The following is a 26,592-nucleotide window of genomic DNA, read 5'->3' as shown; positions in this document are numbered from 1 at the left end:
GGCCCCGACACGACGACGCGGCCCCCGCCGGCGGGCGGGAGCCGCGTCGTGGCGACGGGCGTCAGCCCACGTGGACCGGCACGCCCTCGGTCTTGCGCCCGACCTTGACGAAGAACGTCAGCAGGGCGGTGAGCACCGCGATGGAGGTGCTCACCAGGAAGGCCACATGCATACCGGACATGAACGAGCTGTGCACGGCGTCGGTGATCTGCTGCGGCACGCCGGGAGGCGCGGTGCCGAACGCGGCCGCCTTCTCCAGCAAGGTCAGCTGCTCGGGCGGGATCCCCTGCGCCGCCGGGCCGAGGTTGCCGGGCAGCGTGTCGGAGATCTCCGAGGCCATCACGGCGCCCAGGATCGCGGTGCCGAGCGCGCCGCCGACCTGCATGGCCGACTGCTGCAGACCACCCGCGACGCCGCTGAGGTTCACCGGAGCGTTGCCGACGATGATCTCGGTGGCGCCGACGAAGACCGGCGACATGCCGAAGGCCAGCAGCACGAACGGAATGGCGGTCTCGACGAACGAGGCGTCGATGCTGAGCTGGGACATGAGGAACATCGCCAGCGCGGTGATCAGCAGGCCGCCGGCCATCGACAGCTTCGGCCCGATCCGGCCGATCGCCATGCCGGACAGCGGCGAGGCGACGATCATGCCGGCGCTCATCGGCAACATGTAGAGGCCTGCCTCCAGCGGCGACAGCCCGTGCACGCCCTGGAAGAAGAAGCCCAGGAAGAACATCGCGCCGAACATCGCGAACGCGACCATCATCATCAGCAGGGTGCCGATGGAGATCGAGGCGTTCCTGAACAACGACAGCGGCACCAGCGGCTGCTTGGCCGCGGCCTGCCAGAGGACGAACGCCAGGATCAGCACCAGGAAGGCGCCCATGAAGGTCAGCGTCGTGCTGTCGGTCCAGCCCCACTCGGGGGCCTTGATGATCGTCCAGACCAGCGAGAACATCGCGCCGGACAGCAGCACCACGCCGAGCCAGTCGATGCGGGCCATGGAGGGCGTGCGGTTCTCCTTGATCAGCAGGACGCCCATGACCAGGGCGATGACGCCGACGGGCGCGTTGATGAAGAAGACCGACTCCCAGCTGACCTTCTCGACCAGCACGCCGCCCACGATCGGTCCTGCGGCACTCGACAGGCCGATGATGGCGCCCCAGGCGCCCATCGCCTGGTGCAGCTTCTCGCCGGGGAACGCGCTGCGCAGCAGGGCCAGGGCGGCGGGCTGCAGCAGCGCGCCGAACAGGCCCTGCAGGACGCGCAGGCCGATCAGCATGCCGATCGGGGTGACGCCGGGAATGACCTCGGCCAGTTCGGCGCTGAGACCGATGCCCACCGAGGAGACGGCGAAGCCGGCCACACCGATGAGAAAGACGCGCTTGTGGCCGAACAGGTCGCCCAGCTTGCCGGCGGTGATCAGGAAGACCGCCAGCGCGAGCAGGTAACCGCTCGTCACCCACTGGAGGTCTGACAGCGAGGCCTTCAGGTCGGCCTGGATCACCGGATTGGCGATGCCGACGACCGTGCCGTCGAGCATCACCATGATGACGCCCAGGCAGACCGCCAGCAGCACCAGCCACGGATTTCCGCTGGTCCCCCCCTTGGCGGCGTCGGGCGATGACGGCGTGCCGACCGCCTCCGCGTGAGCCATGTAAGTCCCCCTTGTTACCCGTAGCACCCCACACCGGGGCACAGCTCTCGTAAGCCCAGGTAATCTATGGCAGCACCTGACATAAGACAACCGATTTTCAATCGACATCGTATGACTTATGGCACACTATGACAGAATAGTTTCACAGAGGTGACGGCTATGGGTCTTCGGGAACGCAAGAAGGAGAAGACGCGTCTGGCGATCATCGACGCCGCGCTCGACCTTTTCCTCGAACAAGGATACGAGTCGACCACGGTCGAGCAGATCGCGGGGGTGGTCGACGTCTCCCCCCGCACGTTCTTCCGTTACTTCACCAGCAAGGATCATCTGGCGCTGTGGTTCCACGACCACGGCGAGGAGATCATCCTGGAGACACTCGCGGACCGCCCGCAGGACGAGCCGCCGTTCACCGCGCTCATGCACGCGCTGCGCGCGGTCCTCACCGACGTCGAGTGCTCAACGGGCGAGGACGCCGAACGGTTCCTGAAGCTGCGCCGGCTCCTCGACGCCAACCCCCACCTCATCGGCCGGTCGGTGGCCAGGGGCGCGCAGACCGAGCGCCGCCTGGCCGAGGTGATCGCCGCGCGCCGGGGCGCCGACCCCGACAAGGACCAGCTCACCCACCTCATCGTGGCGTTCGCGATGTCCACCATGCGCGTCGGTTTCGAGTGCCCGCGCCGCGACGGCACGGTGACCGAGATCGCCGCCCGCATGGCCGAGAGCATCGATCTGGCCGAGCGTTCACTGCGCCCGGGCTGGGACCTCTAGTTCATCGTCGGGTCGTCCGGGCAGGTCGCCACGAAGGCCAGCTCGCCGCGCTGGCGGCGTAGCACGTGCCGCCACAGTGAGCCGGGGTCGGCGTGGAAGGTGTCACCGACCTCGGAGTCGACGATGTACCAGGCGCCCTCGGCGATCTCGCTCTCCAGCTGCCCCGACGTCCAACCGGCGTAGCCGGCGAAGATGCGCATCTGCGCGATCTCGCCCTGCAGGATCTCGGGGGGCGCGTCGAGGTCGACCGTGCCCAGCCGCGAGACCGCGTCGGTGCCGGCGTGCAACCGGCGCCAGCCGAGCGGCTCCTCCCCGCTCGGGACCGCCGCCAGCGCGAGCGCGCTGTCGGTCTGCACGGGCCCGCCCTCGAAGAGCACGGGAGGCCCGGTCACCAGCGGATCCCATATGGGCAGCACCTGTGTCACCGAGATGTCGCTCGGCCTGTTGAGCACGACGCCCAGAGTGCCGCCGTCGCGGTCGTGTTCGAGAATCAGCACCACGCTACGCCGGAAATTGGGGTCGTCGAGAAGCGGCGTCGCCACCAACAAACCGCCGACGTAGATCGCTTCCGCCATACATCCATCATGAAGGGTAACGGGGGGCACGCGCTCCCCCGGTGGGTCGATGTTACTTTTCGTAGCCTCTTGGGCACCTTAGGTAGCAAAGATCACATCCGGGGGGAGTTCATGCGCATCCGTACCCGCCTCGTCCTGGCCACACTGCCGCTGGGCGGCGCACTGTTCCTGCCGGCCGCCGCGTGGGCGTGGCCCCGGCCCGACGCGGGTGACCCGTTCACGATGACGGTGGACGACGTGGCGTGCCGCACGGGCCGGGCGACCGTCCGGCTGCACAACCAGACCCGCCAGCTCGTCCGGTTCGACCTGCAGGCCGACGGCGAGAGCGTGTCGACCGGCTCGATCCCGGCCCGCAGGTCGGTCGTCCGCCACGTCCCTGTCAGGAAGGGCAGCGCCGCCGAGGTGGAGGCGTACTCGGTGGCGGAGGGCGAGCCCGACACGCTGATCGACTCCACCCGTGTCGAGAACGACTGCTCCTGGGGCCGCGGCCGCCGCCTGCCCTACACCGGCCTGCCCGCCGACCTCATCGCCAAGCTGGCCACCGCGGGCGGCCTGGTCATCACGGGCGGCATCCTGTGGTGGTACGGCTCCATCTGGCCCCGCTCAACCCCATGACGCCCACCCCGGCGACCCTCAGTCCGGCGACGCTCAACCCCGTGACACGAACGCCCCGGCTCGGGCGGCGGCCAGCGTGCGCGCCACCGACCGTTCGGCGTCCTCCCGCGTCACCGGCTCCCTGGTGACCACCAGGCGGTAGTAGAGCGGGGCCGAGATCGCCCTGATCACCTCGGCGCCGTCGGTGCTCTCGGGCAGTTCCCCCCGCTTGACGGCCAGGTCGACGGCGTTGGCCCACTCCTCGATCCGGCGGGAGTAGAAGGCCCGCAACCCCTGGGCGGCCTGGTCGTCGCAGGTCGCGGCGGCGATCATCGCCTGCAACGTGGGCCCGAGCCGGCCGTCGTGCAGCGCCTCCAGGACGGAGACGGCGTTGGCCAGCAGGTCGCCCTCCACCGCGCCGGTGTCGGCGTGCGGGACGGACTGGTCGGCCAGGTCGTTCATCAGGTCGACCACCAGCCCGGCCGGGCTCCCCCAGCGCCGGTAGACCGTGGTCTTGCCCACGCCCGCGCGGGCCGCCACCTGGTCCATGGTCAGGCCGTGGAAGCCGTGCTCGACCAGCTCGTCCTGGGTCGCCTCCAGCACGGCCGCGCGGACCCGCGCGGTGCGGCCTCCCGGCCGCACGGTTCCCGCCAAACGGGAAGATTGTTCCATTAAGTCTCCTCATCGTGCTACCGTCATGCTCATCTTAACGGAACTTACGTCCCATTAGGGGGATGACATGACCGTACTCGCCGCACGAGCCGAACCCGATCGGATGACGGGCAGGCAACGCCTCGTCCTGACGCTGCTGCTCGGCTCTCAGTTCATGCTGGCCGTGGACTTCTCCATCCTGAACGTGGCCCTGCCCGTGATCGGGGAGGGCCTCGGTTTCGCCCTGGGCGACCTGCAATGGGTGGCCACGGCGTTCGCGCTGGCGGCGGCGGGTTTCACGCTGCTGTTCGGCCGGATCGCCGACCTGTGGGGACGGCGCAGGCTCTTCCTGGTCGGGATGGCGCTGCTGGGGCTCTCCTCGCTCGTGGGAGGGCTCGCGACCTCCCCGGGGGTGTTGCTGGGGGCGAGGGTGGCCCAGGGCCTCGCCACCGCCGTCGTCACGCCTGCCGGGCTCTCGCTGCTGACCACGTCGTTCGCCGAGGGGCCGCTGCGAGCTCGGGCACTGGGATTGAACGGGGCGCTGATGTCGGCCGGGTTCACCTCGGGCGCCATTCTAGGGGGACTCCTCACACAGGCGCTGAGCTGGCGGTGGGCGTTCCTGATCAACGTGCCCGTGGCGCTGGCCGTGCTGGTCGCGGCGCCCATGCTGCTGCGGGAGAGCCGCCCGGCCGAGCGGCCGCGGATCGACCTGCCGGGCGCGGCGACGGTGACGGCCGGCCTGCTCGCCCTGGTCTTCGGCCTGACCAGGATCGGTGAGCACCCTGTCCAGGGCGGCGTGGCCCTCGCGGCGGGCGCGGCGCTGCTGGTGGTGTTCTGGTTCGTGGAACGGCGGTCGGCGGCGCCGCTGGTCCCCGTGGCCATCATGGCCCGGCCGAACGTGAAGTGGGGCAACCTCGCGGGGCTGCTCGCGTTCGCCACCGAGACCTCCCTGGTCTTCGTCCTGACGCTCTACCTGCAGGAGGTGCTCGGCTACTCGGCGCTGGCCACCGGGCTCGCCTTCGGCGTGCTGGGGCTCGGCACCGTGGTGGGCGGCGTGGCCGGGCCGCGCGTGCTCGGCGCGCTCGGCACCGGCAGGGCGCTGGCCGCCGGGTTCGCGGTGCAGGCCGTCGCGACGGCCTCGCTGGCCTTCCTCGGCGCCTCGGCCGGCTGGATCTGGCTGCTGCTCGCGGCCACGTTCGTCGGCGGCGTGGGCAACATGGTGGCCATCGTCGCCTTCATGGTGACGGCCACGTCCGGGCTGCCCGACTCCGAGCAGGGGCTGGCCACCGGCCTGGCGACGATGACCCAGCAGGTCGGCATCACCATGGGCATCCCGATCATGAGCGCGATCGCCACGGCCGCCATGGGGACGGTGCTCCAGGGCGTGATCGTGGCGGTGCTCGCGAACGCCGCGCTCGCGTTCGCCGGAATGCTGCGGCCCCGTTCGGCAATACCGAACTGACCTGCGCTAGGGTGCGGGGCGTGGGAGAGACGATTCAGTCGGTCGAGCGGGCGGCCGCCATCCTGCGGCTGCTCGCCTCCGGCCCCCGCCAGCTGGGGGTGGCCGAGCTGGCCAGAGGGCTGGGCCTGCCGAAGGGCACGCTGCACGGCATCCTGCGCACGCTCGTCCACGTCGGTTTCGTCGAGCAGGACCCGGCCACGGGGAAGTACCGCCTCGGCGCCACGCTGCTCCACCTGGGCAGCAGCTATCTCGACGTCAACGAGCTGCGCACCCGCTCGATCAACTGGGCCGACGCGCTGGCCGGGCGCAGCAGGGAGAGCGCCTGGATCGGCACCCTGCACGAGGGCCACGTCCTGGTGATCCACCACGTCTTCCGCCCGGACGACAGCATGCAGACGCTGCAGGTGGGCACGTATCTGCCAACGCACGCCAGCGCGCTGGGCAAGGTCCTGCTGGCCCACGACCCGTATGCCGAGCCGGCCGAGCCGCCCCTGCGACCGCACACCAAACACACGATCATCGACCCCGGGGCGCTGGAAGAGGAGCTCGACCGGGTCAGGACGCGCGGCTGGGCGGCCGAGATGGAGGAGCTCGTGGACGGAGAGGTGGCCATCGCAGCCCCGATCAAGGACCGGCGCGGCGTCGTCGTGGGCGCCATCGGCATCCGCGGCGCGGTGGAGCGCCTGGCCACCGACGGGGCCCTGCACATGGAGTACGTCTCGTACGTACGCGACGCCGCCCGCGCCATCACCCGTGACCTGGCGAGATGACCCCTTGAAGACCCTACGGCGCACCGAATACGATTCGTTCGGCATTGTCGAACCATGAGCCTTGCGAGGAACCCAGTGCCCCGACCGCACTACGTCGCAGCCATCGACCAGGGCACCACGTCCAGCCGGTGCATCCTCTTCGACGAGGGCGGCAACATCGTCTCCGTCGCCCAGCGCGAACACCGCCAGATCTTCCCCAAGCCCGGCTGGGTCGAGCACGACGCCGAGGAGATCTGGCAGAACGTGCGCCGTGTCACGAGCGAGGCCGTGACCGGCGCCGGCATCGACGACGGCCAGGTCGCCGCACTGGGCATCACCAATCAGCGCGAGACCACCGTGCTGTGGGACCGCGCCACCGGCCGCCCGGTCTGCCCCGCGGTCGTCTGGCAGGACACCCGCACCGACGCGCTCACCAAGGCGCTGGCCGAGCACGAGAGCCTGTTCAGGGAGAAGGCCGGGCTGCCGCTGACGACGTACTTCTCCGGCCCCAAGATCCGCTGGCTGCTCGACGCGTACGGGCTGCGCGAGCGGGCCGAGCGCGGCGAGGTGCTGTTCGGCACGATGGACAGCTGGCTGCTGTGGAACCTCACCGGCCGCCACGTCACCGACGTGACCAACGCCAGCCGGACGATGCTCATGAACATCCACACCCTGGCCTGGGACGACGAGCTGCTCGACGCGGTGGGCGTGCCGCGCGCGATGCTGCCGGAGATCCGCCCGTCCGCCGAGGTCTACGGCCACACCGCCGAGGGCGTCCCGGTGGCCTCGGCCCTCGGCGACCAGCAGGCGGCGCTGTTCGGGCAGACCTGCTTCGAGCCCGGCGAGACCAAGAGCACCTACGGCTCGGGCAGTTTCCTGGTCATGAACACCGGGCACGAGCCGGTCGCCTCCAAGCACGGCCTGCTGACCACGGTCGGCTACCAGATCGGCGACGGCCCCGCCACGTACGCGTTGGAGGGCGCCATCGCGGTGGCCGGCTCCCTGGTGCAGTGGCTGCGCGACAACATGGGCCTGATCTCCAGCGCGGCCGAGATCGAGACGCTGGCCAAGACGGTCGACGACAACGGCGGCTGCTACTTCGTGCCGGCCTTCTCCGGGCTGTTCGCACCGCACTGGCGCTCCGACGCGCGCGGCGTGATCGCGGGGCTGACCGGGTTCGTCACCAAGGGCCACGTGGCGCGGGCCGTGCTGGAGGCCACCGCCTGGCAGACCCGCGAGGTCGTGGACGCCATGAACGCCGACTCCGGCCTCGACCTGACCACGCTGCGCGCCGACGGCGGCATGACCGCCAACAACCTGCTCATGCAGACGCTCTCCGACGTGCTGGCCGTGCCGGTGGTCCGGCCGATGGTCTCCGAGACCACCGCGCTCGGCGCCGCGTACGCCGCGGGCCTGGCCACCGGCTACTGGCCCGACCTCGACAGCCTGCGCGCCAACTGGCACAAGGCCGCCGAGTGGCAGCCGGCCATCGACGAGGCCGCGCGTGAGCACGAATACCGTAATTGGAAGAAGGCCGTGGCCCGCACCCTTGACTGGGTCGAGCAGTAGGAGCAGCGCAATGACGATAGCGATCGGCTCCTCCAGGGCCGAAACCCGGGAGGAGCTCTCCACCACCGCCTTCGACCTGCTGGTCATCGGCGGCGGCATTCTCGGCACCTCGGTGACGTGGATGGCCGCGCAGGCCGGGCTGCGGGTGGCCATGGTGGACGCGGGCGACTTCGCCGGCGCCACCTCCAGTGCCTCGTCCAAGCTCGTCCACGGCGGCCTGCGCTACCTGCAGACCGGCAACGTCAAGCTGGTGGCCGAGAACCATCGCGAGCGGCGCGCCCTGGCCGCCGACATCGCACCCCATCTGGTCAAGCCGCTGACCTTCCTGGTCCCGATCTACAAGGGCGGGCCGCACGGCGCCGCCAAGCTGGGCGCGGGCGTGTTCCTCTACTCCGCGCTGTCGGTCTTCGGCGACGGCATGGGCAAGGTCATCACGCCGCACCAGGCGCTGGCCAAGGTGCCGGCGCTGCGCCCGGAGGGGCTGCGGGCCGCCGCCGTCTACGGCGACCACCAGATGAACGACAGCCGCGTCGCCGTCATGACCGTACGCGCGGCCGTGGACGCGGGCGCGACCGTGCTCAACCACGCCGAGGTCGTCGGGCTGCGCAAGACGTCCGGCACCGTGACGGGCGCCGAGCTGCGCGACCGGCTCGACGGCACGGAGTTCGGCGTCTCGGCCCGCCTGGTGCTGAACGCCACCGGCCCCTGGGTCGACCACCTGCGCCGCATGGAGGACCCGGACGCCGCGCCCAGCATCCGGCTGTCCAAGGGCGCCCACCTGGTGCTGCGCCGGCACGAGCCGTGGAAGGCGGCCCTGACCACGCCGATCGACAAGTACCGCGTGTCGTTCGCCATCCCGTGGGAGGACCACCTGCTGCTCGGCACCACCGACGAGGCGTACGAGGGCGACCCGGCCGCGGTGAGTCCCACCGAGACCGACATCGCCCAGATCCTCGACGAGGCCGGCCACGCCGTCCGCGACGAGCAGCTCAGGCGCGAGGACATCACGTACGCCTTCGCCGGTCTGCGGGTGCTGCCCGGCGGGCCCGGGGACGTCGCGGCGGCCAAGCGGGAGACGGTCGTGACGCGGGGCTCGGGCGGCATGTTGTCGGTCGCCGGCGGGAAGTGGACGACCTACCGCCATATCGGCAAGCACGTCTTCGACACCCTCGCCCGCCTGCCCGGGCGGCCGCTCGGCGACGAGATCGCCGACATCCTGCCCGTCGTGCCGCTGCCCGGCCTGGCCAGCCCCGAGGCGGTCGCCATGCGGCTGTGGACCGACCGCGAGCGCAGCGCCCGCATGGACCCGCTGGTGGCCCGCCACCTCGCCACCCACTACGGGTCGATCGCGTTCGACCTGGCCCGGCTCATCAGGGAGGACCCGGCGCTCGGCGAACGCATCCATCCCGAAGGCCCCGACATCTGGGCCCAGGCCGTCTACGCCCGCGACCACGAGTGGGCCGCCACCGTCGACGACGTCGTACGCCGCCGCACGACCCTCACCGTACGCGGGCTCGACACGCCGGAGGTGCGGGCGCGCATCGCGGCGCTGCTCGGCACCGGCTGAAAGGTGCCCCCTGCCCTTCGCTGGGAAGGGGGCACACATGCGCACTCCCATCAACGAAGCCCTCATCAGGCACTTCACCGACCTGCGCGACGGCAACCACGGCACTGCCGTCACCCGCGAGGACAAGGAACGCGTGTTCGAGCGGGCCGTGGAGCTGATCGACCCGGTGGCGCGCAGGGCACTCGACGAGGCCAACGCCGACCTGCTGCTCGGCACCGGGGAGGTGGTGGCCAGCGGGATCACCCGCTCACAGGAGGGCGGGCTGAACGCGATGTGGTCGCTGACCTGGCCGGAGCAGCGCAGCAGCGGCGAGCAGCCGATCGCGGTGGTCGCCCACTTCGGCCGCGACTTCCACCATCCGCACCTGCGCGGCAACACGGTGGGCGACTGGCCGCTGAACGTCTTCGACGAGTCGGACGCGGCCGGCCAGCTGGACACCATGCGCACGATCGCCGCCGCCGACGCCCACAACCTGGTCTTCCAGGAGAGCTACCGCCTCATGCCCGCCATCACCGCCGCCGCACCCCGGTGACCCGGCGATGGACCACCCAGGTGGTCCACGTCGCGGCGGCCCGCCGGGTGCGGGTCAGCGGGCGTCTTCCTGGAGGCCCTCGGCCATGTGCGGCGGGTGGTGTGACGTCGGCTCCGCCGTGACGGATGACATGGGTTCTACGCTTCGGTGAAGCCCCGCGCGCGCCCGCCTGCGGACTCGCGGACGGCGGCGGCGACGGCGGTCGCCACGTCGGGGTGGAAGACGCTCGGGATGATGTAGTTGGGGCCGAGTTCCTCGGGCGTGACCACGGCGGCCAGCGCCCCGGCGGCGGCCAGCAGCATCTCCTCGGTCACCCCGCCCGCCTGCGCGTCGAGCAGCCCCCGGAACACCCCTGGGAACGCCAGCACGTTGTTGATCTGGTTGGGGAAGTCGGAGCGGCCCGTCGCCACCACCGCGGCGTGCTCGCGGGCGTCGTCGGGCGACACCTCCGGCTCGGGGTTGGCCAGCGCGAACACCACCGGGTCCTTGGCCATCGTGGCGATGTCGTCGCCGGTCAGGATGCCGGGCGCGGAGACCCCCACGAAGACGTCGGCGTCCTTGACCGCCCCGCGCAGGTCGCCGGAGTAGCCCTCTTCGTTGGTGTGCTCGGCGATCCAGCGCAGCGAGTCGTCGAGATCGTCGCGGCCCTTGTGGACGGCGCCGAGGTAGTCGCAGACGATGACGTTGCGGGCCCCGGCGGCCAGCAGCAGGCGCAGCACGGCGTTGCCCGCCGCCCCCGCACCGGCCATGGTGATCTTGACCGTCTCGATGTTCTTGTTCACCACGCGCAGCGCGTTGGTGAGCGCGGCCAGCACGCAGATCGCGGTGCCGTGCTGGTCGTCGTGGAAGACCGGGATGTCGAGCAGCTCACGCAGGCGCCGCTCGATCTCGAAGCAGCGCGGCGCGCCGATGTCCTCCAGGTTGATGCCGCCGAAGCCCGGGGCGATCACCTGTACCGTGCGGACGATCTCGTCGACGTCCTGCGTGTCGAGGCAGATCGGCCAGGCGTCGATGCCGGCGAAGCGCTTGAACAGCGCCGCCTTGCCCTCCATGACCGGCAGCGCAGCCTCCGGGCCGATGTTGCCCAGCCCCAGCACGGCCGAGCCGTCGGTGACGACCGCGACGGTGTTGCGCTTGATGGTCAGGCGCCGCGCGTCCTCCTTGTTGCGGGCGATCGCCATGGACACCCGCGCGACGCCCGGGGTGTAGGCCATGGACAGCTCGTCGCGGTTGCGCAGCGGCACCTTCGACTTCATCTCGATCTTGCCGCCGAGGTGCATGAGGAACGTGCGGTCGGAGACCTTGTGGATGACGACGCCCTCGACGGCCTCGAGCTGGTCGACGATGGCCTGGGCGTGGTCGGTGTCGCGCGCGGCACAGGTCACGTCGATGCGGAGCTTCTCATGGCCCGCGTTGGTGACGTCGAGGGCGGTTACGACGCCCCCGGCCGACTCAACGGCGTGGGTGAGCTGGCTGACGGCCTTGCCGCCGGCCGGCACCTCGAGACGCACGGTGATGGAGTACGACACACTTGGGACGGTCGCCACGTCAATCGCTCCTTCGGGACTGACCAAGAAGTCCTCCCATCGTAGGGGGCATTCGGTCAATCCAGTGCCGCGGAGGCCCTGACGATGAGCTCCACACAGGCGGGAACGGGAATCGTGGTGCTGTCGACGACCAGGTGGTACTGGTGGGGATCGGCCGGATCGGCCTTGTAGAAGGTGCGCACGTACGCGATGCGGGCCTGGTCGTTCTCATTGATGATCTTGCGGGCCTCGCGCTCGCCGATCCCGCCCAGCGTGGCCGTCTGCCGTACGCGGCGCTCGATCGGCGCGTCGAGCCTGACGTGCAGCGCGCCGGGAAGGCCGGCCAGCACCACCGCCCCCGCCCGGCCCAGGAACACGCCGCCGCGCTCGTGGGCCGTCTCCAGGAGGATGCGCTCGGTACGGCGCACGAACTCCTCGGCCGGCAGCGGCATCGCGCCGGGGACGTACATGTCGACGCCGCCGAACGTGACCGTCGGCAGCCGCATGGCCCCCGACAGCAGCCGGCCGAGACCGCGCTCGGCGCGGTCGTCGTGGACCAGCGCCTCCTCCAGCGTGCAGCCGAGCTCGCGGGCCACGGCGCTGGGGATGGCGCGGTCGACGAAGGGCACGCCAAGCCGCTCGGCGACGGCCGGGCCTATCTGGCTGCCGGCCGTGCCGTATGTCGCCGATATCGTGACGACCCGCACACCTTCAGGCTAGAACAGAGCGCTCGCCAAGGCTCTGCGCGCTTTGGCCAAAGATGGGTCTTCTGCGGGCAATGTGTCGAAAAGCCCGAGCAGGTGACGCCTGGCCCGGTCACGGTCGTCGCCGGACGTGCGCTTGACCACCGCGATGACCCGGTTGAACGCCTCGTCGACCGAGCCGGACAACATCTCCAGGTCGGCGGCCAGCAGCTGGGCGTCGAGGTCGGCCGGATCCTGCGCCCGCCGCTGCACCTCGGCCGGGTCGGCCTCGGCCGTGCGGCGCATCAGATTGACGCCGGCCAGGCCCATCTTGGCGTCCTCGTTGCCGGGGGCGCGGGCCAGCAGCCGCTCGTAGGCCTCGGCCGCCGCGTCGAGGTCGCCGTTGTCGATGGCCTGCTCGGCGGCCACCAGGTCGGGGTCGGCGGGCGGGCCCGCGGAGGCCTCCTCCTGCTCACCGGCCTCCGGCGGCCGGGCGCCGGGGTTGGCCTGGTAGAACTGCTCGACCGCGGCCAGCAGCTCGTCGAGCCAGCGGCTCACCTCCTGCTCGGGCAGCACCTGCTGGAAGCCGGTGACGGCCTGGCCCTGGAAGATCGCCAGCACGGTCGGCACGGCCTGCACGCGCAGCGCCTGGGCGATCTGCGGGCTGCCGTCGACGTTGATCTTGGCCAGCACGACCCGGCCGCCGAGGTCGCCGACCACCTTCTCCAGCACCGGGCTGAGCTGGGCGCTGCCCGGCGCCCGGGGCGACCAGAGGTCGAGGACGACCGGCACGGTCATGGACCGGTCGATGACGTCGGTCGTGAACGTCTCCTCGGTCACGTCGATGATCGAGGCCGACGAGGCCGCCTGGGGACCTGCCGCCTCCCGCCGGGCCTGCGCCTCCAGTGTCTGCTTGCGCGCGCCCAGATCTATCGCTCCGTAGAGCGACCCGGGCCTAGAGAAGTCCGCCATGCTCTTCATCTTGCCGCATGGCCGGGGTGGAGAAGTCACCCGCCGCCACCCGCAGCGTGCGCAACTGGTCGAACATCCGATGGAGTTCGTCCTCGGCGTACATCCCCAGGCCGAAGTCGGCCGCCATCAGGTCGGCCGTGGCGCGGCGCACCACGTCGCGGCCCGCCTCGGTGATCTCCGCGAGCACCCCGCGGCCGTCGCGCGGATTGGGCAGCCGGCGGACGAACCCGGACTTCTCCAGCCTGTCCACCGTGTTCGTGACGCTCGTGGGGTGGACCATGAGCCGTTCGCCGATCTTCGACAGCGGCAGCGCGCCCTTTTTGCTGAACGTCAACAGCACCAGCGCCTCGTATCGGGCGAAGGTCAAGTCGTATGGCTTCAGGAGCGAGTCAAGTTGCGACAGCAGGATCTGATGCGCTCTCATGATCGAGGTAACGGCGGCCATTGCGGACGACGGCCCGAAGTGGGCGCGCCAGCTCTCCGCGGCGCGGTCGATCGGGTCGAACGGCAGGTTGAGCGGCTTGGGCTGCGACACAGCGCTACGGTAGCGCGCCGGTCGTCCCGGTTCGTCTGGTTACTCTCAGCAACAGACTTCACCGGCTGACCAAGAATACGGACATCAATCATCACGCTCAGTTATGGTTCTCGTACGTATGGTGACGCGGACGCCAAGTCTTCCGGCCGCGGGGACCCGGCCCAGGACTCTTCGCTTCCGCCTTGCCGAGGGGCACGGGGGTGCTTGATGAACTTCAACGGGAAAAAGAGTGCGTGAGCACGCGGGCGTTTCACGAGAGGAGCTGAAGCACAGCGCGGCGGTGACAGTGGCCGTGCTGCTCGCTGTCGGCCTGGTCGCGGCGTGGAACGTCCTGATACCGGGCGTGGACGCCTGGGAGAACATCGTGGCCGCGGTCATCGGTTCGCTCCGGCTGACCGGGCCCGTGGCCGCCGCCTTCGCCGCCTGGGTGGCGCTGCGCAAGCGCCGGGCGTTGCGCGGCCGGTCGCTGACGACGTGGCGGGCGCTCAAGGCGCCGCTGGCGATCGTGGTGGTGGTGCTGGGGTCGTTCGGGGCCACGGTGCTGGTGCTGGCGGTCAAGACGGTGCTGACCGACCAGGCGGGCCGGCTGAGCCTGTCGGCGCTCGGCATGGGCATGGCAGGGCTGGCGCTCTACTCGGTGATCGGGTGGGTGGCCGGCTGGGTGCTGCCGAAGCCGTACACGCCGGCGATCGCCGGGCTGGCCTGTTATGTGGTGTTCTCGTGGCTGGCCGACGACCGCGGGTGGGCCGACAAGCTGGCGCCCGGCACGGGTGAGCCGTACGACCTGTTCCAGGGGCTGAGCGGGGCGCCGTTCTTCGACCAGACGATCTGGCTGCTCGGCATCACGGCGGCGCTGCTGCTCGGCTGGGCGGCGCTGGTGACGCGGCAGGCCACGGTGCTGGCGTGCGCGCTGCTGGGCGTGCTGTGCGCCGGGATGGGCGTCACCCGGGTGCTGGCCGAGCCGAAGCCGGCCGCGGCCATGGACATCTCCCACAGCTGCCACGAATGGCCGATCACGGTGTGCGTGCACCCCGGGATGCGGGCGGGGCTGACCGAGCTGGGCGCGGCGTTCACGCAGATCGCCTCCCGGCTGGCGGGCACGCCCGCCGCGTTCACGCTGGTGGAGCAGCGGCCGCTCGACGAGGAGCTGAAGCCGTCGTACGGCCTCGCGCCGGTGCACATTCCCGACCTTTCCCCTGGCTTCGCGGAGGAGGCGGCGTACGAGTACGTCGAGTCGCTGGCCCCCCGTTGCAACGACGCGGTCGCCGAGGGCTACCGGGGGATCGTGGTGGCCTGGCTGCGCGGCGAGCCCCTGCCGGGGGCGCCGCTGCCGGAGCACCAGTACGCGACCGCGTGGTTCTCGTCCCTCAGCGAGTACCAGCGGCGCGAGTGGCTGCGCATGTTCTACAGCGACTTCCAGGGCTGCCGGCTGTCGAGCACCCACTTCGGCGGCGGGCCGGCGCAGGCGCCGCAGGTGGCGCCGCCCGTCTCGCGGCCGACCTCCGGCACGAGCCACGTCTACCCGGTCTACCCGGAGCCGGCCCCCACGCCGTCCGCCGCTCCGGCCCCGGCCGTCCCGGCCACGCCGGACGCCACCGCCGCGCCGGACGCCTCCGCGACTCCGGGCCCTCAGGGCACGCCGTCTCCCGGCACGCCACCGCCCGGCGGGGTCCCCGCCACCCCCGCCGCCGGCGTGGCTCCCGCTCCTCCCCCCGCCGCCTGGGACCACGACGCCGCCGGAGGGGACTGGCCGGTGATGCACCCGGTGTCCGACCTGCCCGTGCGCTCGCCGGGGCGGGGCTACTCGGTGCCCATGCGGGTCCACGACGACCGGCCCTCCTACCGGTCGCCGCAGTGGCCGCCGTACCGCGCGGCGCGGGTCGGGAGTGACCCCGCGCCCGAGCACTGGGACCGCCGCGAGGACCGCGTGGAGCACGGCCACGGGATTCACGTGACGCACAGGAACGACGTCGCCTCGGGACCGAAGATGTCACCAAACGGCTGGCACTGATGATCAGCGACGGGGTAGGCATGCTCGCATGACGACTTCCCGTACGGCGCCGTCCGAGGTGGTCCCCGGGCGGCGCCGCAGGTGGCGATACCTGGCCGGGCTCCTGGTCCTGGCGGTCCTGCTCGTGGTGGGCGGCCGGCTGGCCTGGACGTGGCTCAACCCGCTCGGCGAGCAGACCGTCGACCGCAGCCAGCCGGTGCTGCTGGAGTCCATCAAGGACCTGAGCCGCTTCGAGGCGGCGACGGGGAACTTCCAGGTCGTGGTCGACCTGGAGAAGGACGCCAACTTCCTGCCCGACGCGATCAAGGGCAGCCGCACGCTGTTCGTCGGGGCGGGCGGGGTGGACGCGTACATCGACTTCTCGGGCATGGCGGCGAACGGCGTGACGGTGTCGGAGGACCGTAGGGAGGCGACGATCCGCGTGCCGCGCGCCCAGCTGGAGAAGCCCAACCTGGACAACAGCCGTTCGTACGTGTTCGCCCAGGAGCGGGGGCTGTTCGACCGGGTGCAGGACTTCCTGTCGGGCTCGCCGGGCGACCAGCGGGAGCTCTACCTCCTGGCGGAGAAGAAGATCCTGGAGGCGGCCGTGGCGAGCGATCTGCGGGCCAGGGCCGACGCCAACACCAAGACGATGTTGTCGGGCATGCTCAAGTCGCTCGGCTTCACCAAGGTCACCGTGAAGTTCATCGACGAGCCGTGAATCCGCTGGTCAGGCGGACCTTAGGGAGCCCCCGCACCCTCCTAGGCACCTCCTTATCCCGCCTTATGCCGGGAGATAGGGCATACGCCCGATGTGCCGGAGGGGGCCTTAGCCGGAGTCTTGAGAGTGCAGGGAAACGCACTCCAAGGGAGCCACTCGGATGAACGCCGAACTCGAATACTCGGTCATGCAGTACCGCGCCTCCGAACTGCGGCTGGCCGCCGCGGAGCACCGGCGGGCGAACGAGGCACGTCAGGGCCGCACCGCCGAGCGCCGCCACCGGTCGCTGTTCGCCCGGTTCCTCGCCTCATGACCGCCCACGAACAGCCCGGCCGCACCCTCCCTCGCGGCCGGGCTGAAATGCCCCCTTAGGGGGGCGGCGCGCGAGGCTCGGAATCCTGGCCGGGCCCCGAGCGCGGTGTGGCGGCGCCCCGGTCCATTCCTGGTCGGACCGGGGCTTCGCCCTGTCCGGACCCGCCTCATGAGCCGGGGCGTAGGAGCGGACCGCGAGAGAAGGCCACAGCGGCCGCGAGGAACGCGGCCGGGCCGGGACCGCCCGCCACGATCACCCCCATCACGCCGGCCTGTGCCGGCCCGACCACGCGCCCTGCGCGGGGAACCCACCGCGGACGTTCCTCCTGCGGCACGACGAGCGCCTGCCGGAGCGCCCGTGAGCGCGATGCCCGGCAGCCAGGCCGCCGCCGCGCGGTCGAGCCCGTCACGACGGCCGGACATCCGATCGGGAACGCCGTGCTCGCCGCCGTCAGCCGCACCAGCCTGCCATCGCTCGTGCGCGGCCCCCAGCGCATGGCCTCGGGGCCGGGCCCTCCGGACGGTGATGACGTCAGGAAGCGGTCGCACGGCCGCCTCAGGCTACGCAGCCGGCGGATCGCTGCCGTGCCGCTGCGGGGTCAGGGCTTCGGAACGGTGATGAGCAGGGCGTCGCCCTGGCCGCCGCCGCCGCACAGCCCCGCGGCGCCCAGCCCGCCGCCCCTGCGCCTCAGCTCGTACGCGAGCGTCAGCACGATGCGCGCCCCCGACGCCCCGATCGGGTGCCCGAGCGCGATGCCGCCGCCGTTGACGTTGATCTTGTCCAGCGGGACGCCGAGCTCCTTGGCCGACTGCAGCACCACGCTGGCGAACGCCTCGTTGATCTCCACCAGGTCGAGGTCGGCGGCCGTGACGCCCTGCTTGGCCATGGCCTGCTTGATGGCGTTGGCCGGCTGCGACTGCAGTGAGGCGTCGGGGCCGGCGACGTTGCCGTGCCGGCCGATCTCGGCCAGCCACTCCAGGCCCAGCTCCTCGGCCTTGGCCTTCGACATGACGACCACGGCGCAGGCGCCGTCGGAGATCTGCGAGGCCGAGCCGGCCGTGATGGTGCCGTCGGCGGCGAAGGCGGGGCGGAGCTTGGCCAGGGTCTCCGCGGTGGTGTCGCCGCGTACGCCCTCGTCCTCCTTGACGACCAGGGGCTCGCCGCGGCGCTGCGGGATCTCGACCGGGACGATCTCGTCCTCGAAGACGCCGTTCTTGACGGCGGCGGCGGCGAGCTGGTGGGAGCGCGCCGACAGGGCGTCCTGATCCTCGCGGCCGATGCCGAGGCGGGCGTTGTAGCGCTCGGTCGACTCGCCCATCGCGCACTGGTCGAACGCGCAGAACAGGCCGTCGTGGGCCATCGAGTCGACCACCTGCGAGCCGCCGTACTTGACGCCCTTGCGCAGGCCGGGCAGCAGGTGGGGGGCGTTGGTCATCGACTCCATGCCGCCGGCCACCACGATGTCGAACTCGCCGGCCCTGATCAGCTGGTCGGCCAGGGCGATGGCGTCGAGACCCGACAGGCACACCTTGTTGATCGTGATGGAGGGGACGGTCATCGGGATGCCGGCCTTGACCGCGGCCTGGCGGGACGGGATCTGGCCCGCGCCGGCCTGGAGGACCTGGCCCATGATGACGTACTCGACGGCCTCCGGCGCGACCCGCGCCCGCTCCAGAGCGGCCTTGATCGCGATGCCGCCGAGGTCGACGGCCTGCAGGCCGGACAGTGCGCCGAGGAGCTTGCCGATCGGGGTGCGAGCTCCGGCGACGATGACGGAACTGGACATGACAACGGCCTCCTGTGCTCACGCGTCGGGTCTTTGACACCATACCCACGGGTAGAACGTCGCTCCCAGGGAGGTAGGCCACACATGTTCATGCGGATCGACCACATCGGAATCGCCTGTCACGACCTGGAGGAGAAGATCGAGCTGTTCTCCCGGACGTTCGAGCTGACGGTCGTCGCACGGGAGGTGAACGAGGAACAGGGCGTCAAGGAGGCCATGCTGCACATCGCCGACGGCGAAGGCGGGGGCTCCTACATTCAGCTTCTCGAGCCCCTCTCGGAAGAGTCACCTGTGGGAAAATTCCTCGCCAGGCGGGGCGAGGGTGTGCATCACGTGGCATTCGGTGTCCCGGATGTCGCCGACGCGATGCATAAGATCAAGGAGAAGGGCGTGAGACTGCTGGACGAACGTCCCCGGCATGGGTCGATGGGCTCAGAAATCGCATTCCTGCATCCCAAAGATGTGGGTGGAATGCTGACGGAGTTGGTCCAAGCGGTCACGCCCGTACAAAACGTAAAAAAGGTTCATATGTAACTAGTCACGCAGAAAGTCGGACGGGGCTTCGCAGGTGGCACCGGCGGAGTACGCTTGGCCTTCCACCGGACATGGAGCTCGCTGCCCGGAGCGGGCTCCAGGCTCGGGTGCCCCGAACCCCCCGTCCGGCCCGTGTAGCCGTCTCGACAACCCAGGATCGAGCCTCCATGCAGTCCGACATCGACGCCCAGCTCAACAACTTCTTCGAGGACGCCCCAGCGCGCGAGTTCGACGTGGTGCTCCGTGGTTACGACCGGCACCAGGTTCACGATCATCTCAAGCAGCTCGACGGTGATCTACGTCAGGCGCGCGAGCAGGTTGTCAGCCTCCAGCGCGATTTGGCCGACTCCCAGCGGCAGTTGCAGGAGCAGGAACGTCCCACCTACTCGGGTCTCGGGGCCCGTATCGAGCAATTGCTCCGCCTGGCCGAGGAGCAGGCCACGGAGCTGGTCCAGGCGGCCAGGTCCGAGGCCAACGAGATCAAGGCCGCGGCCAAGGTGGAGGCCGCCGACATGCGCGCCGCCGCGGAGGCCGAGGCCGCTGACAAGCGCGCCCAGGCCACCCGCGAGAGCGAGGAGATGCGCACGACCGCCGAGCGGGAGGCCGAGGACATCCGCTCGACCGCGCGCCGCGAGGCCGACGAGCTCACCCAGACCACCGAGCGCGAGGCCGCCAAGCTGCGCGCCACCGCCGACCACGAGGTCGCCGAGAAGCGCGCCGACGCCGAGCGTGAGATCGCCAAGCTGCGCACGACGACCGAGCGCGAGGTGGCGCAGCTGCGCGCCTCCACCAAGCGCGAGCGCGACGAGGTGCTGACGGCCGCCAAGCGGCAGGCCGACGAGATGCGCGCCCAGGCCCAGCGGGTGCTGGAGGAGTCCGAGGCCAAGCGGGCCCAGGACGAGGCCGAGTTCGAGATCCAGCTCGCCGCCCGCCGTGAGGAGGCCGAGCGCCAGGAGGCCGAGCGCCACGCCACCGCGCAGGCCGCCACGCAGAAGCTGGTCGCCGAGGCCGAGCAGCGCGCCGCCACCGCCGAGTCGCGGGCCACGAAGGCCACGCAGCAGGCCGACCAGACCCGGCGCGAGGCCGACCTGCACGCCAAGCAGCTCGTCGCGAACGCCCGCAAGAACGCCGAGACCATCGTGGCCGAGGCCAAGACGAGCGCCGACACGATCGTCACCGAGGCGAAGACCGAGGCCGAGCGCACCCGTACGGCGATGCAGCGTCAGGTCGACGAGCTGACCAGGCAGCGCGACAGCATCACCAGCCACCTGGCCCAGCTGCGCCAGCTGCTCGGCGGCGCCGCCCTGCCGGGCCTCGACCCGGAGCCCGCGGTCACCGCGGCCCCGCCCAAGCCCGCGCTCGCCGCGGGGGAGCCCGTCGCCGCGGTCGCGGCTCCGGTGCCGGCCCCGGTCACCACGCCGGCGCCGAAGGTGGAGGGCAAGGGCGACGACGACGCTGAATGGTGGCAGGAGTAAGGGGCTCGCACACCGCATACACGGGGGCTGAATGACGGCGGAGAGAGCCTGGCGATCGCAGGGTCGCTAGGCTCTCTCTTTGTCGTCGGACGGGTACGCAGAGGTACGCGTCCGTCATGCTTGGTCACCGATCCCCCGGGAGCCCCCACTTGACCGCAGAAGCCAAGCCCGCAGCCGGGCGGGAGAAGGACGAGGAGACCGCCGAGAAACGCGACGCGCAGCCGTACGGGCTGCCGGGCAAGCCGCTCGCCCGGGGCCCGTTCCTGTTCGGGCTGGTCGGCGGGCTGGGCGTGCTGACGGCGATCGCGCTCGCGCAGATGGTCGTGCAATCGATGAGCACGATCATCCTGGTCGTCGTGGCGATGTTCCTGGCGGTCGGGCTGAATCCCGCGGTCGAGGCGCTGCAGCGCCGCGGGCTGGCCAGGCGGGCCGCGATCTCGATCGTGTTCGCCGGGGTGATCGTGGCGTTCGCGCTGTTCGGCCTGGCCGTGGTGCCACCGGTCAGCCAGCAGTTGACGGAGTTCATCGACGCCGTTCCTGGCTACCTCACCGAGCTGAGCAACCATCCGACGCTGCGCCGGCTCGACGCCGACTACCAGATCCTCACGCAGCTGCGGACGTTCGTGACGAACACCCTGGGGCCGTCACTGGCGACCGGGATCATGGGCGCCGGGCTGGTGGTGCTCAACGGCGTGTTCACCACGGTCACGCTGCTGGTGCTGATGCTGTACTTCCTCGGCTCCCTGCACACGATCAAGGACTACCTGCTCAAGCTCGTCCCGGCCTCGCGCCGGCCGCGCACGCGCGCGATCGCCGAGCAGGTCCTCACCGGCATCGGCGGCTACGTCGCGGGCAACGTGCTGATCTCGGTGATCGCGGGCGTGCTGACGTGGATCTTCCTGTCGATCGCCGGCGTCCAGTACGCGCTCGCGCTGGCCCTGGTCGTGGCCCTGACCGACCTGATCCCGCTGGTGGGCGCGACGATCGGGGCGGTGCTGGTGACCGGCGTGGCGCTGCTGCAGTCGGTGCCGGCCGGCATCGCGTGCGCGATCTTCTTCGTCGTCTACCAGCAGGTCGAGAACTACGTCATCTATCCCCGGGTGATGAAGCACTCGGTCGACGTGACGCCCGCCGTGACGGTGATCGCGGCGTTGTTCGGCGGCGCGCTGCTGGGCATCGTCGGCGCGCTGCTGGCGATCCCGGTGGCGGCCGCGATCGCGCTGATCATCCGCGAGATCGTGTTCCCCCGGCAGGAGCACGCCTAGCGCGCCGCGCCCAGCTCCGTACGGAGGAAGTCCGCGACCGCGGCGTTGAACGCCTCGGGCTGCTCGACGGCGCTGAGATGCCCGGCCTTCGGAATGATCTCCAGCTTGCCGTCGGGCACCGCTCGCGCCATGGCCTCGGCGTCGGAGACCGGCGACAGCTCGTCCTCCTCGCCCACCACGACGAGCAGCGGCACCTTGAGCGCCCCCAGCGTCTCGAACGAGTCGGGCCGCGCGGCCATCGCCCGCTGCGCCCAGGCGACGGCGCCCGGCGGTGCGGACTGCACGAGCCCCTTGACCCGGCCGAACACCATGGCCCGCCGCTCCTTGGTCGTCGGCCCGATGAGGGCGGGCAGCACCTCCTCGACCAGGACGTCGCTGCCGTCGGACAGCACGGCCTGCGCGATGCGTTCCCTGTTGGCCTTGGCCGGGGACGGATCGGGGGCCGCCTTGGTGTCGGCGAGGATCACGCCGAGCACACGGTCGGGGTGCCGGCGGCAGAACGCCATGGCGACATAGCCGCCCATCGACAGCCCGCCGACCACCGCCTTGTCGATGCCCTCCGCGTCGAGCAGCTCGGCGACGTCGTCGGCCATCGACTCGATGGCCGGCTCGTCGTCACCCAGCCGCGAGCCGCCGAATCCGCGCAGGTCAGGTGTGATGACCCGGCAGACGTTGGCCAGCCCCTCCCGCTGCGCCAGCCACATGGCCGACGACAGTGGGAACGCGTGAAGCAGCACAACCGGGATCCCGGTCCCGGCAGATCTCGTGTAGAGCTGCACGGTCCACACGGTAACCCGGTTCACGCCGACAATCACTCCATGACCGAGGCCGGTTATCCCGAGCCGCCCCCGCAAAAGCGATATTTCATGCTTTTCCGCTATAAATCCGGCATTGCGTGGTGTGAGATTACCGCGCACAATCCAGGGACACCGACCGTGCATCCGAGGTGACCCCATGTCAGGATCCCGGCCCGCGCTCCCCGACGCCACCAACGGCGCCTTCCTCCTCCAGGCGCTCCAGGAGGCCAACGCCCGCCGGGCCGCACACCACGTGCCGCCCCTGGCCATGGACCCGCTGCTGGTCGAGTACGCCAGGGCGAGGGCCGCCGCCCGCTCCGAGCACGACGGCCTGCCGGCCCGGCACGACGGCCCGCGGGCGGGCACGGCCGAGAGCCTGTTCTGGAGCGAGGGCGAGTCGATGAGGGACGCCGCCGACGCGGTCGCCTCCTGGGACGCTGAACCCGGTGCTCTCGACCGGCTGGTCGCCGCGGTCAGCACCCGCATGGGCGCCGCCCGCGCGGCGGGCCAGGGCTCGCGGGCGTACGAGACGTACGTGGTCTTCGTGTTCGAGCCGCTGTGACCGGGCGGGTCAGACCTCCGTCGGGAGCGGCCACGCCGCCGGGTTGACCCGCTTGACGATCTCGTCGAGGACGATGCGGACGTACGGCTCTCCCACCCACAGGTGTTTGGCGCCCTCCACCCCGATGACCTCGGCGTGCGGCACCCGCGCGAACCGCTTGCGCGCCTCGTCGGGCCGCAGGTAGTCGTCGAACTCGGGCACCAGCGCCACCAGCGGGCGCCCGAACCGCGACCAGGCGTCGAGATCGTCGTCGGTGGCCCTGTGGAGCGGCGGTGACAGCAGGATCGCGCCCTCCACCAGCGGGTCGTGCGCCCACTTCAGCGTCAGCTCGGTGCCGAACGACCAGCCGACCACCCACACGTGCGGCAGGTCGTGGAACTCGGCGTACTCCAGCGCCGCCGCCACGTCGAACCGCTCGCCCTCGCCCCCGTCGAACGCCCCCTGCGACGTGCCACGATCGGAGGACGTGCCGCGGGTGTTGAAGCGCAGCACGGCGAGGTCGGCGAGAGCCGGCAGCCGGTTGGCGGCCTTCTTGTAGACGTGGCTGTCCATGAACCCGCCGTGGGTGGGCAGCGGGTGCAGGGTGACCAGCGTCGCGACCGGGGGACGGTCGAGGGGCTGGGCCAGCTCGCCGACCAGCGTCAGGCCGTCGGCGGTGTGCAGCGCGATCGGCTCACGACGGGCGGGCAGCACGGTCGCCGCGCGAATCTCCACCATGGATCCCTTCAGTAACGGCTGCGGCCGGGGCCGCGATCAAGTCTCTTACGCCAGCAGGCGGTGTGCCAGTGGCGGCGCTCCTCGTCACCGCCCGGCCAGTTGGGCCAGGCCACGAGGTGCGGCTGCCCGGCGCGGATCTCATGGTCGCAGCCGGGGCATCGGTAGGTCTTGGTCGAGGAGGCGCCGGTGAGCGTCCGGACCTTCCACTCGCCGTCGGGCCACTCCTCCACCTTGTCGATGCCCGTGGGGAAACCGAAGGGACGGGAGGATTCTCTCCGGCGGGCGCGGCGTGGGCTCATCGGCGGGGGAACTCCGCGGCGCCGGCGGTGACGAGCTGGTCGAGCAGGGGCGCGGGCGCGAAGGCGGGGTCGCGGTATTCGGCGTAGAGGGCGCGCAGGCCGTCGCGGGCCCGGGCCAGCCCGATGGACTCCAGCATCTCGAACGGCCCGGCCGGGTGGCCGCAGCCCAGGCGCATGGCCGCGTCGATGTCGTCGGCCGAGGCGTAGCCCGCGTCGTGCATGCGTACGGCGTCGTTGAGGTAGGGCAGCAGCAGGGCGTCCACGACGAAGCCGGCGCGGTCCTTGCACGGCACCGGCGCCCGGCCGGCAACCTTCATCAGGTCGACGGCCGCCCCCGCCGCCGTGTCGGAGGTCAGCGCGGTGCGGGCGAGCTCGGCCACCTCTTCGCCGACGAGGTGCACGCCGACCATCCTGGACGGGTCGGACAGGCGTACGGCGTGCTCCACCACCGGCCGGTCGGAGAGCCTGAGCACCACGTCAGGGTCGTCGCCGGCCCGTGTGAACCCCGCGGCGGCCAGCCGCTCGGCCAACTCGTCGGCGCCCGGCCCGGCCACGTCGAACGTGATCACGCCCGACCGCCCGGGCCCCTGCGGGCGCGCCTGCTCCGCGCCGTAGAAGCCACGCCCGCTCTTGCGGCCCAGCCGGCCGGCGGTGACCAGCTCGCGCAGCAGCGGCGCGGGCGCGTGCCGGCGGTCGCGCGTCTCGTCGAACAGCACCTCCATGACCTCGTACGCGGTGTCGAGCCCGATGAGGTCGAGCAGCGCGAACGGCCCCATCGGCAGCCCGGCGCCGCGCGTCATCGCGACGTCGATGTCGTCGCGCCCGGCGATGCCCTGCTCCACGAGCAGGGCGGCGTGGTTGAGACAGGGCAGCAGCAGCCGGTTGACCACGAACCCGGCGCGGTCGCCCACCGTCACGGGTGTCTTCCCGAGCCGCGTCGCCAACGCCGAAATCTCCGTCACGACGTCGTCGTCGGACATCACCGTCCGCACGACCTCGACCAGCCGCATGACCGGCGCCGGATTGAAGAAGTGCATCCCGACCACCCGCCCCGGACGCCCGGTCGCGGCCGCGAGGGCCGTCACCGGCAACGACGAGGTGTTGGTCGCCAGCACCGTCTCGGGTTTGCAGACGCCGTCGAGATCACGGAACAGGGAGATCTTGTAGTCGAGGATCTCGGGGATCGCCTCGACGACCAGGTCGGCCTCGCGCAGGTCGTCGCGCGAAGTGGTCAGCGTCACACGGCCGAGGATCTCCGCACGCCGCTCGGCGGACAGCCTCCCCTTGTCGACGGCACGGGCGGTGGAGCGCTCGAGGAGGCCGCGTCCCCTGGCCAGCGCCTCGGCGTCGGCCTCGACGCCGATCACCCGCAGGCCGGCTCGCGCGAACACCTCCGCCATCCCCGCTCCCATGGTGCCGAGCCCGACGACTCCCACCCGTTCGAACGCCATGCCTCCAGTTTTCCAGAGCCGCTAAGGTGGACGGTCATGCGGCTGGTCATCGCGCGATGCAGCGTGGATTACATCGGACGGCTCACGGCACACCTGCCGATGGCGCCGAGGCTCGTGCTCATCAAGGCCGACGGCAGCGTGAGCATCCACGCCGACGACCGTGCCTTCAAACCGCTCAACTGGATGAACCCGCCGTGCAAGCTCAAGGAAGACGGCGAGACCTGGACGGTCACCCACGGCAAGACCGGCGAGAAGCTGGTCCTGACCATGGCGGAGATCCTCCACGACTCCAGCCACGAGCTCGGCGTCGACCCCGGCCTGATCAAGGACGGCGTGGAGGCCCACCTGCAGGAGCTGCTCGCCGAGCACATCACGACCCTGGGCGAGGGCTACTCCCTGATCCGGCGCGAGTACATGACGGCCATCGGCCCGGTCGACATCCTGTGCAGGGACGCCGTGGGCGCGACGGTGGCGGTGGAGATCAAGCGACGTGGCGAGATCGACGGGGTGGAGCAGCTGACCCGCTATCTGGAGCTGCTCAACCGTGACCCGCTGCTCTCTCCCGTGCGGGGGGTGTTCGCGGCCCAGGAGATCAAACCTCAGGCCCGCGTGCTCGCCGCCGACCGCGGCATCACGTGCGTCACCCTCGACTACGACACCCTGCGCGGCATCGAGCCGGAAAACCCCACCCTTTTCTGATCTCTTACGGCTCAGCCGTGGCCGGCCACCCGCCGCCACGGGCTGCCGGCCCTCCAGGGAAACGCCCGCTGACCCTTCAGTGGTGACCCGCCGCAACGGGGCGCCCCGTGGGCCGGCTCCGTGCTCACCCCCGGCCGCTTGGG

The 26,592-nt window shown here is 71.1% G+C and carries 27 protein-coding genes; 15 read left to right on the top strand and 12 right to left on the bottom strand.

Annotated elements, in window-relative coordinates; translation table 11 throughout:
- Positions 1-61 precede the first annotated feature (61 nt).
- Positions 62-1,657 carry a DHA2 family efflux MFS transporter permease subunit gene (locus ACIBP6_RS37090; RefSeq protein WP_132620191.1) on the bottom strand — a complete coding sequence of 532 codons (1,596 nt, stop codon included), beginning with the start codon at positions 1,655-1,657 and terminating at the stop codon, positions 62-64.
- A gap of 159 nt (positions 1,658-1,816) precedes the next feature.
- On the opposite strand from ACIBP6_RS37090, the gene ACIBP6_RS37085 reads away from it, so the two are divergent.
- A complete protein-coding gene (locus ACIBP6_RS37085; protein WP_397058614.1) occupies positions 1,817-2,425 on the top strand; it encodes a TetR/AcrR family transcriptional regulator in 609 nt (202 codons plus the stop codon).
- On the opposite strand, the gene ACIBP6_RS37080 is transcribed toward ACIBP6_RS37085, so the two are convergent.
- The gene (locus tag ACIBP6_RS37080) at positions 2,422-3,000 is read right to left on the bottom strand and encodes a YqgE/AlgH family protein (protein ID WP_397058612.1); all 579 of its coding nucleotides are present in this window, start codon (positions 2,998-3,000) and stop codon (positions 2,422-2,424) included. The two genes, ACIBP6_RS37085 and ACIBP6_RS37080, sit on opposite strands and share 4 nt — an antisense overlap.
- 111 nt (positions 3,001-3,111) lie before the next feature.
- Here ACIBP6_RS37080 and ACIBP6_RS37075 point away from each other — a divergent pair, with 111 nt between their 5' ends.
- Positions 3,112-3,615, top strand: coding sequence for a hypothetical protein (locus ACIBP6_RS37075; protein ID WP_397058610.1), 504 nt, complete (start codon positions 3,112-3,114; stop codon positions 3,613-3,615).
- 33 nt (positions 3,616-3,648) lie between these two features.
- Here ACIBP6_RS37075 and ACIBP6_RS37070 read toward each other — a convergent pair whose 3' ends face one another.
- Positions 3,649-4,266, bottom strand: coding sequence for a TetR/AcrR family transcriptional regulator (locus ACIBP6_RS37070; RefSeq protein ID WP_397058609.1), 618 nt, complete (start codon positions 4,264-4,266; stop codon positions 3,649-3,651).
- Between the two features lie 67 nt (positions 4,267-4,333).
- Between ACIBP6_RS37070 and ACIBP6_RS37065 the strand changes: the two genes are divergently transcribed.
- From ACIBP6_RS37065 to ACIBP6_RS37045, 5 genes are read left to right on the top strand one after another with little or no spacing between them, the layout of a single operon-like run.
- Positions 4,334-5,707, top strand: coding sequence for an MFS transporter (locus ACIBP6_RS37065; RefSeq protein WP_397058607.1), 1,374 nt, complete (start codon positions 4,334-4,336; stop codon positions 5,705-5,707).
- Positions 5,708-5,727: 20 nt separating this feature from the next.
- Entirely contained in the window at positions 5,728-6,477 is a 750-nt protein-coding gene (locus ACIBP6_RS37060) for an IclR family transcriptional regulator (RefSeq protein ID WP_132620179.1), read from the top strand.
- Between the two features lie 54 nt (positions 6,478-6,531).
- The gene (gene glpK / locus ACIBP6_RS37055) at positions 6,532-8,025 is read left to right on the top strand and encodes a glycerol kinase GlpK (protein WP_397058605.1); all 1,494 of its coding nucleotides are present in this window, start codon (positions 6,532-6,534) and stop codon (positions 8,023-8,025) included.
- Positions 8,026-8,035: 10 nt separating this feature from the next.
- Positions 8,036-9,592, top strand: coding sequence for a glycerol-3-phosphate dehydrogenase/oxidase (locus ACIBP6_RS37050; RefSeq protein WP_397058603.1), 1,557 nt, complete (start codon positions 8,036-8,038; stop codon positions 9,590-9,592).
- Positions 9,593-9,629: 37 nt separating this feature from the next.
- Entirely contained in the window at positions 9,630-10,124 is a 495-nt protein-coding gene (locus tag ACIBP6_RS37045; protein WP_132620173.1) for a hypothetical protein, read from the top strand.
- A gap of 137 nt (positions 10,125-10,261) precedes the next feature.
- Here ACIBP6_RS37045 and ACIBP6_RS37040 read toward each other — a convergent pair whose 3' ends face one another.
- Genes ACIBP6_RS37040 through ACIBP6_RS37025 form a run of 4 tightly spaced genes read right to left on the bottom strand, consistent with a single transcriptional unit; the run spans position 10,262 to position 13,840 of the window.
- A complete protein-coding gene (locus ACIBP6_RS37040; protein WP_397058601.1) occupies positions 10,262-11,671 on the bottom strand; it encodes an NAD-dependent malic enzyme in 1,410 nt (469 codons plus the stop codon).
- Between the two features lie 56 nt (positions 11,672-11,727).
- Entirely contained in the window at positions 11,728-12,357 is a 630-nt protein-coding gene (locus ACIBP6_RS37035) for a cytidylate kinase-like family protein (RefSeq protein WP_132620169.1), read from the bottom strand.
- Positions 12,358-12,366: 9 nt separating this feature from the next.
- On the bottom strand, positions 12,367-13,305 hold the full coding sequence (locus tag ACIBP6_RS37030; protein WP_397058599.1) for a tetratricopeptide repeat protein: 939 nt from the start codon (positions 13,303-13,305) through the stop codon (positions 12,367-12,369).
- Complete coding sequence (locus ACIBP6_RS37025) at positions 13,289-13,840, bottom strand: MarR family winged helix-turn-helix transcriptional regulator (RefSeq protein WP_111182887.1); 552 nt, start codon at positions 13,838-13,840, stop codon at positions 13,289-13,291. Before ACIBP6_RS37025 ends, ACIBP6_RS37030 begins: the two co-directional genes overlap by 17 nt.
- A gap of 229 nt (positions 13,841-14,069) precedes the next feature.
- On the opposite strand from ACIBP6_RS37025, the gene ACIBP6_RS37020 reads away from it, so the two are divergent.
- The 3 genes from ACIBP6_RS37020 to ACIBP6_RS37010 all read left to right on the top strand — a co-directional run bounded on the left by ACIBP6_RS37020 (position 14,070) and on the right by ACIBP6_RS37010 (position 16,864).
- On the top strand, positions 14,070-15,851 hold the full coding sequence (locus ACIBP6_RS37020; protein WP_397058597.1) for a hypothetical protein: 1,782 nt from the start codon (positions 14,070-14,072) through the stop codon (positions 15,849-15,851).
- 28 nt (positions 15,852-15,879) lie between these two features.
- Entirely contained in the window at positions 15,880-16,551 is a 672-nt protein-coding gene (locus ACIBP6_RS37015) for a DUF4230 domain-containing protein (RefSeq protein WP_397058595.1), read from the top strand.
- Between the two features lie 160 nt (positions 16,552-16,711).
- Entirely contained in the window at positions 16,712-16,864 is a 153-nt protein-coding gene (locus tag ACIBP6_RS37010) for a hypothetical protein (RefSeq protein WP_397058593.1), read from the top strand.
- A 598-nt stretch (positions 16,865-17,462) separates the two neighbouring features.
- Here ACIBP6_RS37010 and ACIBP6_RS37005 read toward each other — a convergent pair.
- Positions 17,463-18,650, bottom strand: a complete 1,188-nt coding sequence (locus tag ACIBP6_RS37005; protein ID WP_397058591.1) for an acetyl-CoA C-acetyltransferase — start codon at positions 18,648-18,650, stop codon at positions 17,463-17,465.
- Positions 18,651-18,734: 84 nt separating this feature from the next.
- Here ACIBP6_RS37005 and mce point away from each other — a divergent pair, with 84 nt between their 5' ends.
- The 3 genes from mce (at position 18,735) to ACIBP6_RS36990 (ending at position 21,924) form a co-directional block, all read left to right on the top strand.
- A complete protein-coding gene (gene mce / locus ACIBP6_RS37000; RefSeq protein ID WP_132616672.1) occupies positions 18,735-19,184 on the top strand; it encodes a methylmalonyl-CoA epimerase in 450 nt (149 codons plus the stop codon).
- A 167-nt stretch (positions 19,185-19,351) separates the two neighbouring features.
- A complete protein-coding gene (locus tag ACIBP6_RS36995) occupies positions 19,352-20,659 on the top strand; it encodes a DivIVA domain-containing protein (protein WP_397058588.1) in 1,308 nt (435 codons plus the stop codon).
- Positions 20,660-20,808: 149 nt separating this feature from the next.
- On the top strand, positions 20,809-21,924 hold the full coding sequence (locus ACIBP6_RS36990) for an AI-2E family transporter (protein ID WP_397058587.1): 1,116 nt from the start codon (positions 20,809-20,811) through the stop codon (positions 21,922-21,924).
- Here the strand turns inward: ACIBP6_RS36990 and ACIBP6_RS36985 are convergent.
- Entirely contained in the window at positions 21,921-22,661 is a 741-nt protein-coding gene (locus ACIBP6_RS36985; RefSeq protein ID WP_397058585.1) for an alpha/beta fold hydrolase, read from the bottom strand. The two genes, ACIBP6_RS36990 and ACIBP6_RS36985, sit on opposite strands and share 4 nt — an antisense overlap.
- A gap of 217 nt (positions 22,662-22,878) precedes the next feature.
- On the opposite strand from ACIBP6_RS36985, the gene ACIBP6_RS36980 reads away from it, so the two are divergent.
- Positions 22,879-23,283, top strand: coding sequence for a CAP domain-containing protein (locus ACIBP6_RS36980; protein ID WP_397058583.1), 405 nt, complete (start codon positions 22,879-22,881; stop codon positions 23,281-23,283).
- 9 nt (positions 23,284-23,292) lie between these two features.
- On the opposite strand, the gene ACIBP6_RS36975 is transcribed toward ACIBP6_RS36980, so the two are convergent.
- From ACIBP6_RS36975 to ACIBP6_RS36965, 3 genes are read right to left on the bottom strand one after another with little or no spacing between them, the layout of a single operon-like run.
- Positions 23,293-23,997, bottom strand: coding sequence for an alpha/beta hydrolase (locus tag ACIBP6_RS36975; RefSeq protein WP_397058942.1), 705 nt, complete (start codon positions 23,995-23,997; stop codon positions 23,293-23,295).
- An 11-nt stretch (positions 23,998-24,008) separates the two neighbouring features.
- Positions 24,009-24,299, bottom strand: coding sequence for an ATP/GTP-binding protein (locus ACIBP6_RS36970; RefSeq protein WP_132616680.1), 291 nt, complete (start codon positions 24,297-24,299; stop codon positions 24,009-24,011).
- A complete protein-coding gene (locus ACIBP6_RS36965) occupies positions 24,296-25,750 on the bottom strand; it encodes a 3-hydroxyacyl-CoA dehydrogenase family protein (RefSeq protein ID WP_397058580.1) in 1,455 nt (484 codons plus the stop codon). Before ACIBP6_RS36965 ends, ACIBP6_RS36970 begins: the two co-directional genes overlap by 4 nt.
- A 36-nt stretch (positions 25,751-25,786) precedes the next feature.
- On the opposite strand from ACIBP6_RS36965, the gene nucS reads away from it, so the two are divergent.
- Complete coding sequence (gene nucS, locus ACIBP6_RS36960; protein ID WP_397058579.1) at positions 25,787-26,449, top strand: endonuclease NucS; 663 nt, start codon at positions 25,787-25,789, stop codon at positions 26,447-26,449.
- Positions 26,450-26,592 lie beyond the last annotated feature (143 nt).

The sequence above is a fragment of the Nonomuraea terrae genome, assembly GCF_044465245.1.
GTDB lineage: Bacteria > Actinomycetota > Actinomycetes > Streptosporangiales > Streptosporangiaceae > Nonomuraea > Nonomuraea terrae.
This window is presented reverse-complemented; position numbering and strand designations above follow the sequence as displayed.